Source organism: Nonomuraea sp. IBHARD001, from assembly GCF_056106265.1.
Genome location: NZ_JBWBBW010000002.1, coordinates 5,119,585 through 5,132,613, shown reverse-complemented (window position 1 = coordinate 5,132,613; position 13,029 = coordinate 5,119,585). Strand labels below are relative to the sequence as shown.

The 13,029-nt window shown below is 73.5% G+C and carries 10 protein-coding genes; 3 read left to right on the top strand and 7 right to left on the bottom strand.

The window, feature by feature from the left end:
• Nucleotides 1-17 precede the first annotated feature (17 nt).
• Nucleotides 18-2,222, bottom strand: a complete 2,205-nt coding sequence (locus ACTWNK_RS25450; RefSeq protein WP_474307034.1) for a HelD family protein — start codon at nucleotides 2,220-2,222, stop codon at nucleotides 18-20.
• A 102-nt stretch (nucleotides 2,223-2,324) separates the two neighbouring features.
• Complete coding sequence (locus ACTWNK_RS25445) at nucleotides 2,325-3,293, bottom strand: helix-turn-helix transcriptional regulator (RefSeq protein ID WP_474307033.1); 969 nt, start codon at nucleotides 3,291-3,293, stop codon at nucleotides 2,325-2,327.
• A gap of 96 nt (nucleotides 3,294-3,389) precedes the next feature.
• Between ACTWNK_RS25445 and ACTWNK_RS25440 the strand changes: the two genes are divergently transcribed.
• Complete coding sequence (locus ACTWNK_RS25440; RefSeq protein WP_474307032.1) at nucleotides 3,390-3,857, top strand: pyridoxamine 5'-phosphate oxidase family protein; 468 nt, start codon at nucleotides 3,390-3,392, stop codon at nucleotides 3,855-3,857.
• Nucleotides 3,858-3,861: 4 nt separating this feature from the next.
• On the opposite strand, the gene clpX is transcribed toward ACTWNK_RS25440, so the two are convergent.
• Nucleotides 3,862-5,148 carry an ATP-dependent Clp protease ATP-binding subunit ClpX gene (clpX, locus tag ACTWNK_RS25435; protein WP_474307031.1) on the bottom strand — a complete coding sequence of 429 codons (1,287 nt, stop codon included), beginning with the start codon at nucleotides 5,146-5,148 and terminating at the stop codon, nucleotides 3,862-3,864.
• Nucleotides 5,149-5,244: 96 nt separating this feature from the next.
• Here clpX and ACTWNK_RS25430 point away from each other — a divergent pair, with 96 nt between their 5' ends.
• Nucleotides 5,245-6,351, top strand: coding sequence for a TetR/AcrR family transcriptional regulator (locus ACTWNK_RS25430; protein WP_474307030.1), 1,107 nt, complete (start codon nucleotides 5,245-5,247; stop codon nucleotides 6,349-6,351).
• On the opposite strand, the gene ACTWNK_RS25425 is transcribed toward ACTWNK_RS25430, so the two are convergent.
• Both ACTWNK_RS25425 and ACTWNK_RS25420 read right to left on the bottom strand, forming a co-directional pair.
• The gene (locus tag ACTWNK_RS25425; protein ID WP_474307029.1) at nucleotides 6,344-8,899 is read right to left on the bottom strand and encodes a M48 family metalloprotease; all 2,556 of its coding nucleotides are present in this window, start codon (nucleotides 8,897-8,899) and stop codon (nucleotides 6,344-6,346) included. The genes ACTWNK_RS25430 and ACTWNK_RS25425 overlap by 8 nt on opposite strands.
• The gene (locus ACTWNK_RS25420) at nucleotides 8,896-9,354 is read right to left on the bottom strand and encodes a hypothetical protein (protein WP_474307028.1); all 459 of its coding nucleotides are present in this window, start codon (nucleotides 9,352-9,354) and stop codon (nucleotides 8,896-8,898) included. Before ACTWNK_RS25420 ends, ACTWNK_RS25425 begins: the two co-directional genes overlap by 4 nt.
• A gap of 185 nt (nucleotides 9,355-9,539) precedes the next feature.
• Between ACTWNK_RS25420 and ACTWNK_RS25415 the strand changes: the two genes are divergently transcribed.
• On the top strand, nucleotides 9,540-10,046 hold the full coding sequence (locus ACTWNK_RS25415; protein WP_474307027.1) for a DoxX family protein: 507 nt from the start codon (nucleotides 9,540-9,542) through the stop codon (nucleotides 10,044-10,046).
• Here ACTWNK_RS25415 and ACTWNK_RS25410 read toward each other — a convergent pair.
• Both ACTWNK_RS25410 and ACTWNK_RS25405 read right to left on the bottom strand, forming a co-directional pair.
• Nucleotides 10,036-10,830 (bottom strand): MBL fold metallo-hydrolase, encoded by a 795-nt coding sequence (locus ACTWNK_RS25410; protein ID WP_474307026.1) that lies wholly within the window; start codon nucleotides 10,828-10,830, stop codon nucleotides 10,036-10,038. The genes ACTWNK_RS25415 and ACTWNK_RS25410 overlap by 11 nt on opposite strands.
• 91 nt (nucleotides 10,831-10,921) lie before the next feature.
• Nucleotides 10,922-12,841, bottom strand: a complete 1,920-nt coding sequence (locus ACTWNK_RS25405; protein WP_474307025.1) for an APC family permease — start codon at nucleotides 12,839-12,841, stop codon at nucleotides 10,922-10,924.
• Between the last annotated feature and the right edge of the window lie 188 nt (nucleotides 12,842-13,029).

Sequence of the window (13,029 nt, the reverse complement as noted above, 5' to 3'; positions counted from 1 at the left end):
AAATGCGTACGTCGTTGTCAACCGAGGGTGCGCTCCAGCATCGGCGGCAGGCCGGACCAGTGCACGACGGTCAGGCGGCGGGTCGCCCTCGTCACCGCCACGTACAGGTCGTGGCCGCCCCTGACCGACTGGGCCAGGACGGACGCGGGGTCGGCCAGCAGCACGCTGTCGAACTCCAGCCCCTTGGCCTGCGTCACCGTCAGCACCCGGGCAGGCGAGGACACACCGGCCTCGGCCTCCCGCAGCAGGGCGTCGGGCACCAGCACGCCGACCAGGCCGTCGCCGCCGAGCGCGGCGACCTCGGCGGCGGCCAGCGCCGCCAGCTCGGGCACGGCCCGCTCGCGCGCGACCCGGACGGCCGTCGGCGCGACGCCGCTCTCGCGCACCGGCTCGGGCGCCCGCAGCTCGGGCGCGACGGCGGCCAGCACGCCTGCGGCCACGCGCATGATCTCTGCGGGCGTGCGGTAGCCGACCCGCAGCGACTCGAGCCGCCAGCGGCCCGCCACATACGGGTCGAGCACCTGCGCCCACGAGGACGCCCCGGCCGGCGAGCCGGTCTGCGCCAGGTCGCCGACCACCGTGAGCGACCTGGCGGGCACCCGGCGCATGACCGCGCGCCAGGCCATCGCCGACAGCTCCTGCGCCTCGTCCACGATGACGTGCCCGTAGGCCCAGGTGCGGTCGCGGGCGGCGCGCTCGGCCGTGCCCAGGTCGTCGCCGCCGTCGTCGTGCCTGGCGGCCAGCGTGTCGGCGGCCATCATCTCGTCATCGGCCAGGCCGGTGAACTCCAGCACGCCCTGGGCGTATCGCCGCTCCCGCTCGGCCTCGCGCTCGGCCGCCCGCCGCCCGGCGCGTTCGGCCGAGTCGTCGAGGCCGAGCAGTTCGGCGGCCTCGTCGAGCAGCGGCACGTCCTCCACCGTCCAGGTACGGGGGAGCGGCCGCACGAGGGGCCGCCAGTCGAACCCCTCGGGCGCGGCGCGCCGCAGGGCGTCGGGTGCGGCCAGCAACCAGGTCAGCAGGTCCTGCGGCGTCAGCTCCGGCCAGAGCGCGTCGAGCGCGGCCACGACCTCGGGCTGCGCCCAGAGCGCGCCGGCCGACCACTCCAGATCGCCCGGCTCAAGGGGCCGCTCCAGCAGCGCGGCCTCCGCCAGGGCCAGGGCGCGCAGCATCCGGGTCACATAGAGCTTGCGCGCCATGTTGTGCGGCAGCCGTACGGCCAGGGCCTGCTCGCGGGCACGGGCGCACACCTCGTGCGCGACGGTCAGGCGCAGGCCGTCGGCGGTGACGACCAGGTCGCCTTCGGGCACCCGGCAGCGCTCGCGAAGGGCCGAGGCCAGCAGGGCGGCCATACGGGAGTCGCCCTTGGCCGTCGCGGTGGCGCCTGCGTCGTGCTCGCTCGCCTGCACGCCGGGCAGCAGTTCGCCCACCGTGCTCAGCACCACCTGGCTCTCGCCGAGCGAGGGCAGCACCCTGCCGATGTAACGCAGGAAGGCCGCGTTGGGCCCCACGACCAGCACACCTCTGCGCTCCAGCGTCGCGCGATGGGCATAGAGCAGGTAGGCGGCCCGATGCAGTGCGGCGACCGTCTTGCCGGTGCCGGGACCGCCCTCGACGACCAGGACGCCGCCGAGCGCCGAGCGGATCACCCTGTCCTGTTCGCCCTGGATGGTGGCCACCACATCACTCATGACGCCGGTGCGGCCCTTGCGCAGCGACGCCAGCAGCGCGGCCTCACCGGTCAGCGTGCGCCGCTCGCTCTCCGGCATGCCCTCCAGGTCGAACACCTCGTCGTCGAGGCCGACCACGCGCCTGCCGTGCAGATGCAGGTGCCTGCGCCGCAGGAGGTCGCCGGGCTCGGCGGGGGAGGCCAGGTAGAAGGGCCGGGCGGCGGGCGCCCGCCAGTCGACCAGCACCGACTCGTGATCGGCGTCGCGCAGGCCGATCCTGCCGATGTAGAGCCGCTCGCCGCCGCGCTCGTCGATGCGGCCGAAGGCCAGGCCGCGTTCCACTGCCTCAAGGGCGGCCAGCCGCCTGCGGCGCTCGGCCTCGCTCACCTGGCGCTCGTGCCTGGCCTGCAGGGTGCCGCCCGGTCCCGCCTGGGCGTGTACGGCGCGCAACGCCGCGGTGGCCTCGCGCCTGGTCGCGTCGAGCCTGCCGTACAGGCGGGTGACGGCGGCCTGCTCCTCCTTGATCGCCTCACGCTCGCCTTGACGGGATCGCATCTTTGGGGTACCATCCTTAACGAGAGGTCTGTGTTGGCCTGCCAAATGGCACACAAGATACCCACGTTACCCGACCACCCCCGGCGATGGCCAGTGCCCGCCTCAGGGATCGACGACGGGTGAGGCCGCTGCCGTGTAGCGTGCGGCCAGGGCCAGGAGCAGGTCGCGCAGCTCGGGCGGGTCCACGACGGTGAAGGCGATGTCGAGCGAGCCGATGAAGGCCGCGATGTCGCGCAGGGTCTCGCCGCCCGTCTCCAGCTCGCTGGTGTTCTCATCCAGCGAGGTCAGCACCCCGGCCATGGCGGGCAGCCGCTCGGCGATCGTCTCGGCGGGCGCGTGCAGCCGGATCCTCGCCGGGTGCCGCCACGCCCGCGAGGACACACCGCGCAGCACATGGGTGGCCGCGTCGTCGCTCGGCGGCGTGCGCGGGGCGAAACGCGGGCCGTTGGGGGTGCGCGGGGTGATGCGGTCGGCCCGGAAGGTACGCCAGTCGGAGCGCGAGGGGTCCCACGCCAGCAGGTACCAGCGGCGGCCCGCGTAGACCAGGCGGTGCGGCTCGACCGCGCGTGCGCTCTGCGAGCCGTCGTGGTCGCGGTAGTCGAAACGCAGCTGCTCGCGGTCGCGGATCGTCGCCGCGACCGCCGACAACGTCTCGGCCGAGACCGTCGGCCCGCGCCCCGCCACCGAAACGGTCGCCTCGCGCAACGCCTCGGTGCGCCTGCGCAGCCGCGAGGGCAGCATCTGCTGCAGCTTCGCCAGCGCGCGCAGCGACGTCTCCTCGATGCCGGTCACCGAGCCGCCCGCCGCCGCGTGCAGGCTCACCACGACCGCGACCGCCTCCTCGTCGTCGAGCAGCAACGGCGGCAGCGCCGACCCCGCGCCCAGCCGGTACCCACCGCCGAGCCCGGTCGTCGAGCGGATCTCGTAGCCCAGGACGCGCAGCCGTTCGATGTCGCTGCGCACGGTCCTGGTCGTGACGCCGAGCCGCTCGGCCAGCTCGGCCCCCGCCCAGCCGGGCCTGGCCTGCAGCAGCGCCAGCAGCCGCAACAGCCGTACGGAGGTCTCCAGCATGGCCCCAGTCTGACAGCCGACCGCCCCCCGTGACGCGGGCGCCGTCCGGTCAGGGCCCATAATGGCGCGGGTCCGCACACGGGAGGATCGACCGCCATGACCCAGCAGGCCCGCAGCCAGGCCCAGCGCAAACTCGACGTTCTGCACCGCCTCCGCCACGACGTGGACCTGTGGGTGGCCACGGCGGGCGACGACGGCCCGTACCTGGTGCCGCTGTCGTTCCTGTGGGAGGAGGAGGCCGGGGGAGTGGGCACGCTGCTGCTGTCGACGCCCGCGGCTAGCCCGACGGGACGCAACCTGGTGGCCGGGCGCACGGTGCGGCTCGGGATCGGCCTGACCCGCGACGTCGTGCTGGTGGAGGGCGAGGTGACCGCGTTGCCGGCCAGGGAGCTGTCCGAGGCGACCGGCGAGGCGTTCGCGGCCAAGACCGGCTTCGATCCCCGGGAGTACGCCGAGGGCTCCTACCTCTACTTCCGCGTCACGCCGGTGCGCGTGCAGGCCTGGCGCGAGGTGAACGAGCTGAAGGGCCGCGACCTCATGACGCGGGGCCGCTGGGTGGTCTGAGCGCTCAGGCCGAGCGCTCGCCCGCGCGCCTGTCGTGCCCGCCGAGCTCGCGCGGGATCAGCGTCGGGTTGACATTGTCGAGCACGGTGTCGCGGCTGACCACCACGCGGGCGACGTCCTCGCGGCTCGGCACGTCGTACATCACGTTGAGCAGGACCTCCTCCAGGATCGCCCGGGTGGCCCTGGCCCCGGTGCGGCGCAGCAGCGCCTGGTCGGCGATGGCGTGCACGGCGTCCGGCTCGAACTCCAGCTCCACGCCGTCCATCTCGAACAGCTTCTGGTACTGCTTGATCAGGGCGTTGCGCGGCTCGGTGAGGATGCGGGCCAGCGCCGTGCGGTCCATGGCCTGGAAGGTGGACACGACGGGCAGCCTGCCGATGAGCTCGGGGATCATGCCGTACTTGACCAGGTCTTCGGGCATCACGTCGGCGAAGGCGTCACGCGCCTCGCGCTCCTCCTGGGTGCGCAGGGCCGCGCCGAACCCGGCGCCCTTCCGGCCGACGCGCTGCTCGATGATCTGATCGAGCCCGGCGAAGGCGCCGCCGACGATGAACAGCACATTGCCGGTGTCGATCTGCAGCAGGTCCTGCTGCGGGTGCTTGCGACCACCCTGCGGCGGCACACCGGCGACCGTGCCCTCCAGGATCTTCAGCAGCGCCTGCTGCACGCCCTCGCCCGAGACGTCGCGGGTGATCGACGGGTTCTCGCTCTTGCGGGCGATCTTGTCGACCTCGTCGATGTAGATGATGCCGGTCTCGGCCTTCTTGACGTCGAAGTCGGCGGCCTGGATGAGCTTGAGCAGGATGTTCTCGACGTCCTCGCCGACATATCCGGCCTCGGTCAGCGCAGTGGCGTCGACGATGGCGAACGGCACGTCGAGCATCCTGGCCAGCGTCTGGGCCAGGTAGGTCTTGCCGCACCCGGTCGGGCCGATCATCAGGATGTTGGACTTGCCGAGCTCGACCGGCTCCTCGCCCGCGACGGCGGGATGAGCGCTGGTGATGCGCTTGTAGTGGTTGTAGACGGCCACGGCCAGCGTCTTCTTGGCGTTATCCTGGCCGATGACATAGTCCTGGAGGAAGTCGTAGATCTCCTTCGGCTTCGGCAGCCGCCTGCCGGGTGCGGCGTCGGCGGCCTCGCTGAACTCCTCCTCGATGAGCTCGTTGCACAGCACGACGCATTCGTCGCAGATGCAGATCCGCCCGGGGCCCGCGATGAGCTTCTTGACCTGCTTCTGGCTCTTGCCGCAGAACGTGCACTTCAGCAGGTCGCCGCCACCGATGCGTGCCACTCGAAACGTCCCCTCATTTCAGATGATCCCATCATCCAGATGGTCACGGTATCTTGGATGCGGACGTGCGGCAAACGTCCCGCGGCGAGGAGGAAGATGGCCCGGCTCACCCGAGCGGAGCTCCAGGAGCGCAATCGAGCCACCGTGCTGAGCGCGGCCAGAGCCGAGTTCGCCGAGCGCGGATTCCGCGAGGCCAGGATCGACGACATCGCCGAGCGCGCCGGATTCACCCGGGGCGCGGTGTACTCCAACTTCCCCGGCAAGCGCGCCCTCTACTTCGCCGTCCTGGCCGACCTCGCCGAGCGCCCCGACCGTGAGGCGCTCGCCGTACCCGCCGCCGGCGCGCCCGCGCTCGGCGCGCGCACGCTCGGGGCCTTCGCCCGCGCCTGGCTCGCCACGCTGCCGCTGGCCACCGACGAGCGGCCGAGCCAGGCCCGCGTCGGCATGGACCTGCTGCCCGAGATCATGGCCGAGGAACGGCTCAGGGGGCCTTTCGCCCAGCTCGTCCAGCTCCAGGCCGTCCTGCTCGGCCTCGCCCTCGAACGGCTGCCCGCCGCCGACCTGCCACGCGGCCGGCTCGTCCGCCTGGCCCAGACCGTCCTGACCACCCTGTACGGCGCGGGCCAGCTCGCCTCGTCGGCGCCCGGCTTCCTCGAGCCGTTCACCATCGCCTCGGCCTGCGAACGGCTGGCCGGGCTCGACCTCGACGACGACTGGCTGGTCGCACCCTGGACGCCGCGCGCCGAGTCGTGCGACGACGCGTGGGAGCCGCCGCACGTGCACGACCTGGTGAGCGGCGAGAGGCTGAGGCCCGACGGCGACGGCGTGGTCGCGGTGCTCGGGGCGCTGCGTCTGGAGGCCGTCGAGGAGGCGGTCAGGGCCGCGCCCGGCGGCGTCGTCACGCTCGTCGCGGGGACGGGCGAGCACGCCGAACTCGTCGCCCTGACCCGGCTGGTCCTGGCCCATCTGCGCGGCTGCCTGCGGCGCTCGTCCCTGCCGCCTCCGGCGTGGCCGCCGATCCGCGTGGTCTGCGACGAGCGGGGCGCGGCCGTGGCCGAGGCGGCGGGCCTGGCCTGCGCCGGGCCTGACGGCGAGGCCGCGGCCAGGATCGAGGGCGGCCGGGTGGTGCTGCGCGCCCACGGCAGGGGCGCCTGCCACGCCGCCGCACAGGTCACGCGGGCACCGGGCGGAAGCGTCAGGTGACGCGCTGGCAGTACAGCCGGGCGGCGGTGCCGAACACCCTGTCATCGGCCCTGGCGTCGCGGGCCAGCGGGTAGCCCGCCCTGCCGACCGCCACCAGGAACGGCCGGTCGGTGGCGGCGAGCCTGGCGAAGTTCTCCGCCCAGGCGACATAGTTCTCGGGCCCGAAGGTCAGCACCTGCCGGATACGGCACGCCGTCACGGCGGCCACCGTGCCTGGCGGGCCCGGCGGCGGCACCCGCGCGGCGGCGCTGTCGGAGGCGAGGCCCGGCCGCTGGACGAAACCCTGATGGCCCAGCCACGCGGGCGTCACCCCGGCCACCCACCCGAGCGCGGCCAGTACGGCGAGGCCGGCCAGAGCACGGCGGCACCAGGCGGCCGGGCGGCGCGCGACCGGGTAGGCCCAGCCCGGCCCCGCGCCCCGCGCCAGGTCGGCCGGCACCCGGATCGCGGCGATCAGCCCGGCCCCGGCCACACCGACGGTCAGGCCGAAGGCCAGCGACGCCAGCACGACGGTGGCGAGCTGGATGCCCGTCTCCGACAGGTCGCAGCCTCCCCGATCGGGCGCGCACGTCAGGCCGAGCGGGATCCACAGCACGACGGCCAGGCACCCGAGCGTGCTCACGACCGAGGCGCAGGCGGCGTGCACCGGTCCGAGCCCGCCGGGCCTGCCGCCCGTGACCGCCGCGACCACGACGGCGGCGACCAGCTGCAGCAGCGCGATGACGATCACGGCGACGGTGAGCTGGGCCAGCAGCACGTCGTAGGCGTAGCCGTCCGCCGTCGCGCCCACCTCGTTCAGCAGGACGAGCAGCAGCGGCTGCGGCGTGACGACCTCGGCGACCACGCACGCCACCACGGGCGGCAGACAGGCCGCGAGCACGGCAAGCGGCCTGACCCTGGTGACGGGGAGCGCGTACGGATGAGGCGTGTCGAGGTAGAGCCGCCTGCCCAGCCCGTCGGGCCGGTACCTGAACCACGAGGCCATCACGTAGGCCAGGGCGGCGAGCAACACGGTCGTCACCGCGCCGTCGAACAGCGTCGCGAACAGCATGAACGCCCCGTAGTCGATCCGGTCGAGCCCCATGGCGACGAAGGCCGCGTCCAGCCACCCGGGCAGCACCAGGCCGAAGACGAGCGCGGCGGGCACGAGCGCGCCCGCGTACACCGGCAGGAGGGTGCGCCCACGGGCCAGCGGCACCCAGACGGTCGCGCAGACCACCAGCCACCGGGCGAACAGCACGCACATCGCGGCCAGCGCCGCCGCCATGGCCAGTGCGGTGAGCGGCGCGCCCGCCATCGCCACGACCCACGGCGTCCGTGTCGTGCCGGACCCGGCCAGGCCCAGCAGCAGCCCCGCGGCCAGCGCGACGCCCTGCGCGAGCGCGGTGGGCGCCCGCCTGCCGGTCATCATCGCGGCCACCGTCGCCCGGTAGGCGCCCGCGAGCATGACGGCCGCCACCGGGACGGCGTAGACGAGCGTGGCGATCTGGTCCGCCTGGCGCTCGGCCGTGCCCAGCAGCAGCCCGACGATCTCCCGCAGGCGCGGCTGGCCGAGCCCGGTCGCCAGCCCCGCGCCGAGCGCCTCGAACGCGGGCCAGCGCAGCAGCCTGACGGGGGCGCGCACGACGGTGGTCCGGCTCGCGTCGGCCGGGTGCAGGGGCAGCAGGGCGAAGCGCCGAGGCGTCCGTGCGCCCGTCAGGAGGGGAAGCGCGCCGCCGATCGCCGCGCGCACGTCGGCGTAGTGCTCACGCGAGCGCAGCACGGCCGCCGCGAGCAGCACGACCGGCGGCAGCGACAGCCCCACGCGCAGCGCCTCGCCCGGCAGCCTCGCCGGATCGGCCAGGGCGGCGTGCGCCAGCAGCGGGAGGCAGACCAGGACGGCGTAGACCCACAGGGCGGCCAGGGTGAGGCCGCTCACGCCGACGTCGCGGTTACGCAGATGGGCCAGCTCGTGCAGGATCACGCCTTCGAGCTCACGCCCGTCGCCCGAGCGCCTGGCCCGATGCAGGGTGCCGATGTTGAGCCTGAGGTAGTGGCGGCCGAGGGCGCCGAACGCCCTGCCGCCCGGCGCCGCCCTGTTGACGTCGAGCAGGAGCACGGGTGTGCGGCTCAGCCCTTCGCGTGCGGCCAGGTCCCGCACGGTCGCGAGCGGGCCCGCGTGGGTCACCGGGTCGGCGGGCACCAGGTGCTGCCATCGGATGGTCAGCGCCGGTCGTAGCAGGTACAGCACGGCGATCGCCAGGGCGAGCGCCGTCACCGCGCCGAGCGCCGCCAGCGCCCGGCCGAGCGCCACCGTGTGCAGGCACGACAGGTAGCGGTCCGCCACCTCGCCGATCGGGTCCGGGCCCTGCGCGCCCGCGTCGGCGGCGGCGTCGCAGCGCGCGTAGGCCGCACGCCAGCCGTGCGTGCCGCCCGCGACCTGGTCGAACGTCGATCCCGTGCTGGAGACGACGAAGGTGATGAGCAGGACGAAGCGCGAGGTGGTGGCGGCGGGCAGCAGGAACGGATTGCCGGGGCGGCCGATCGGCGCGTGCCCCCACGCCGTCACTCGGGCGGGGTCCACTCGCGGCGGGCCCAGCGACTGGCGCCGCTCGCGGCGATGGCGGCGGCGTCCTGTCGTCCGGCACGCTCCAGGTCCTCCCGCAGGCGGCGTTCGAGCTCGGCCGGGTCGTGCGCCTCGGGCAACGGGTCGTCCGGCCGGTGCCGCCTGCGCGCGTGCAGCCATCGCCTGAGCCTGGTGCGCCCGTTCCTGGTGCCGACGAGCAGCATCTCCGTCGCCAGTCCGCCGACGACTCCCCACAGCAGGTTGGTGAGGGTGGGATCGCCCAGGTCGACGGCGGCGGCGCCCGGCTCCTCGCGTGCCCGCCCGGCCCTGCGGACGGCGCCCGGCGCGGCGAAACGCACCTGGGTCATGAGGTCGAAGTCGGGTAGTTCCTGCGGGGCGAACTCGGCCACGAGTGCGCGGATCAGGGCGCGCTGATCGCCGATCAGGTCTGTGCTCACCGTTGTGCTCCCGGGGGCCTGGGCAGGGTGGCGACGGATCTTCGTCTGTGACTCTATGTGCCCGTTTTCCGGGGCGCGACGGCTTGCGCGCCCTTGGTGTCCCAGCCTCTTGACAAGAGAGGCGCTCGGGTGGATAGTGGCGCTATCCAGTGCTAGATAGTGGCACTATCCAAAGGGGGAAGACCATGACCGTGGTCGTTCTGCTGATCGCCCTGCTGGGCTTCCGTGCGCTCGGCGCGTTCGGCGTCGCCCGCTTCGCCACCTGGCCCGCCGCCGCCGCGCACGGCCTGGCCGTCATGCTGGTCATGACGGCCAGCGCGCACTTCGTACCGGAGAGCGTCACGGTCATGCCCAACCATGGCGACCTCGTCCGCATGGTGCCGCCGATCGTGCCCGCGCCCGACGTCATGGTCTATCTGACCGGCGTGCTCGAACTCCTCGGCGCGGCCGGGCTGGTCCTGGCCAGGACACGCTGGGCGGCGGGGGTCGCGCTCGCGCTGCTGTTCGTCGCCCTGCTGCCCGCCAACGTCTACGCGGCCGTCGCGCAGGTGCCCTTCAACGGGGGCGAGGTGACCCCGCTGCTGCGGCGGGTGCCCGAGCAGGTGCTCTACATCGGCGTCGCCCTCTGGGCCACCCGCCTGTCGCCCCGGCCGTTCGCGGCCAGGCGCGAGGCGGCAGCCGTCAGGGGGTGAGCTCGAACGGCAGGCCCATCGCGAGCCAGTGGAAACGGCGGCGGACATCCTCCGCCGCCGTCCGCGCGAGCTCGCGTTCGACGGCGTCGCGCCCCTGCCGGAAGTGCCGCCACCCCTCGTAGTGCACCGGCAGCACCGTACGCGGCCGAAGCAGCTCGACCGCCGTGATCGCCTGTGCCGCCGTCATCGAGTAGCGCACCGGCCCGGTGATCGGGAAGCGCACCCCGCCCAGGTGCAGCAGCGCCGTGCCCACCTTCAGCCGCCTGGCCACCTCCCGCACGCCCGCGTGCACGACCGTGTCGCCGGAGATCCACACCACGCCGTGACGCTGGCCGGCCCAGCTCAGGGCGAAGCCGGTCGTGTGCCCGGTGATCGGCGTGCTGAGCGGCGGGCCGTGCCGCGCGGGCGTGGCCGTCACCTCGATCGGCGGCCTGCCCTCCGCGCGCAGCGTCGTGCTCCGCCAGGGCGCCAGCCCCACCGCGCCGCCGCCCAGCCGCCCGGCGCCGGCGGGAGTCGTCAGCACCACCCCCGCCGAAGGCAGCAGCGCACGGCCCGCCTCGTCCAGGTTGTCGGCGTGCTGGTCGTGGCTCAGCAGCACCGCGTCGATCGGCGGCAGACCGGACACGGGTACGGCCGGGCCCGCCGTCTTGCGCGAGCCGGTGCCCCAGCCGAAGGAGTAGGCACGGCCCGGCGGGTCGAACGTCGGATCGGTCAGCAGCCGCCACGGCCCCGCCTCGATCAGAACGGTGGGACCGCCGATATGGGTGACACGGATCCGCTCCATGCGCCGCCTCCTCTTGTGCCTGACGCCTGTGCCCATCCTCCCCACCCGCCCGGCCGGGCGGACCACGTACGGCACGTGGTGGCGAGGCCGCTCAGCCCACGTGCACGATCGGGCGGCGCCCGGTGTCGGGTTCGGCCTGCCTGAGCACCTCCCGCGTGAGCGGAGGCACGTCGCCGCCGCCGAAGACCAGGTAGCGCAGCAGGGCCCCGATCGGATTGCCCTCCGCCGCCCAGTGGAAGTAGACGTGCGGCATCTTGCCCGTCTGGTCGCGCAGGTAGAGCAGCAGCGCGGCGATCGCGTTGGCCACCGTGGAGCTCTCCATGCGCAGCACCCGGAAGCCGTGCCGCTCCTCCCCGACGACCCGCAACTCGCCCGCGAACTCCGACGCGTCGGGCACCGTGACCTCAAGGAAGAGCAGCCCCTCGCCGGTGCGCAGCCGGTGCAGCTCCCACGCCTCACGCGCCTTGTCGACGTACTCGCGCTGGTCACGCGCGTGCGGCTCGTTGGCGATCAGGTGGATCTCGCCGCAGTGGTTGATGTACTGCCTGGCCAGGTCGTCCATCGTGACCTGCGTGACACGCAGCTCGGTCGACCGGGTGGCACGCGAGACCAGCGAGGTGATGACGATCGCCACCACGAACAGCAGGGCGATCACCAGCCCGTCGGGCCGCTCGATGATATTGGCCACCGTCGCATAGCCGAAGATCAGCGAGACGACCCCGAACGGCACCGCGGCCCGGCGCCTGCCGTTGGTCCAGGCCGACAGCGTGACCGCGACGGCGGCCGACAGGATGAGCGCCAGCACGCCGGTCGCGTAGGCCCCGCCCTGCGACTCCACGTCGGCGCCGAAGAACACGGTGATGCCGAACGAGATCACGGTGAACACCAGCACCATCGGCCGTGCCGCACGCGACCAGTCGGGCGCCATGCCGTACCTGGGCAGGTAGCGCGGCACGATGTTCAGCAGTCCGGCCAGGGCGGAGGCTCCGGCGAACCACAGGATGGCGATGGTGGACAGGTCGTAGGCGGTGCCGAACCAGTCGCCCAGGTAGAGGTGGGCCAGATAGGCGAGCGCGCGGCCGTTGGCGGCGCCGCCCTCGGCGAACTCGGCGGGCGGGATGAGCACGGTGGTGGCGAAGCTGGAGGTGACCAGGAAGCCGCTCATGATGATCGCGGCCGTCGTCAGCAGCTTGCGCGCGCCCTTGACCCGCTGGGCCAGATCGCCCTTGACCAGCGGCATCACCGCGACGCCCGTCTCGAACCCGGACAGCCCCAGCGCCAGCTTCGGCATGACGAACAGCGCCAGTGCGATCATCGCGATCGGGCTGGAGTGTGCGGTCGTCAGCGCGCTCCACCAGTCGGTGACCAGCTCGGGACCGGCGATCACCCGTTGCAGCGCGACCCCGACCACGACGACGTTCAGCGTCAGATAGACCGCGACCAGCACGACCGCGATCGAGATGGCCTCGCTGAACCCGGCCAGGAACACCGCGCCGAGCGCCGCGACCAGAGCCAGTGTGACCGGGACCTGCCAGGTGCCGAACACCTCGGGCACGAACGGGTTGTGCAGGATGTGCGCGGTCGCGTCGGCGGCCGACAGCGTGATGGTCACGATGAAGGCGGTCGCGACGAAGCCCAGCAGGAACAGCACCAGCAGCTTGCCACGCCAGCCGGGCAGCAGCCGCTCCAGCATCGACAGCGAGCCCAGACCGTGCGGGCTCTCCTTGGCCACCGCACGGTAGACAGGCAGCGCGCCGAACAGGGTGAGCAGCACGAGCAGCACGGTCGCGATCGGACTGAGGGAGCCGGCGGCGAGCGCCGCGATGCCCGGCTGGTAGCCGAGTGTGGAGAAGTAGTCCACGCCGGTCAGGCACATGACCTGCCACCACCGGTGCTGGTGGTCGGGCGGCTGCTCGTGCTGCGCGCCCGGGTCGGCGCGCTGCAGGCCCTTCAACAGCCAGGTCCGCACCGTGCCGGCCGGTTCGGCGGCCGCCTGTCGTCCGTTGGCCACCCCGGGCCACCCCCCACGTCAACTACGCATAAAGACGAGAGGGACCCTACTGACGCCAAAGGTGATTTCCGTGTGGTGACCGCGTCAGGAAAACGTCAAGATGTGCGGGCGATCATGGGCGGGCCCGGTCCCGGGGATGTACGACCACGGGCCGATGACCGGGCACGACGCCGCTGGTTAGGGTCGCG

Bases quoted from the DNA above. Each gene is read 5' to 3' on its own strand.
- ACTWNK_RS25440 (WP_474307032.1), top strand. From the start codon at position 3,390: ATGACCCAGCAGGCCCGCAGCCAGGCCCAGCGCAAACTCGACGTTCTG.
- ACTWNK_RS25410 (WP_474307026.1), bottom strand. From the start codon at position 10,830: ATGGAGCGGATCCGTGTCACCCATATCGGCGGTCCCACCGTTCTGATC.
- ACTWNK_RS25430 (WP_474307030.1), top strand. From the start codon at position 5,245: ATGGCCCGGCTCACCCGAGCGGAGCTCCAGGAGCGCAATCGAGCCACC.
- ACTWNK_RS25415 (WP_474307027.1), top strand. From the start codon at position 9,540: ATGACCGTGGTCGTTCTGCTGATCGCCCTGCTGGGCTTCCGTGCGCTC.
- ACTWNK_RS25445 (WP_474307033.1), bottom strand. From the start codon at position 3,293: ATGCTGGAGACCTCCGTACGGCTGTTGCGGCTGCTGGCGCTGCTGCAG.
- ACTWNK_RS25450 (WP_474307034.1), bottom strand. From the start codon at position 2,222: ATGCGATCCCGTCAAGGCGAGCGTGAGGCGATCAAGGAGGAGCAGGCC.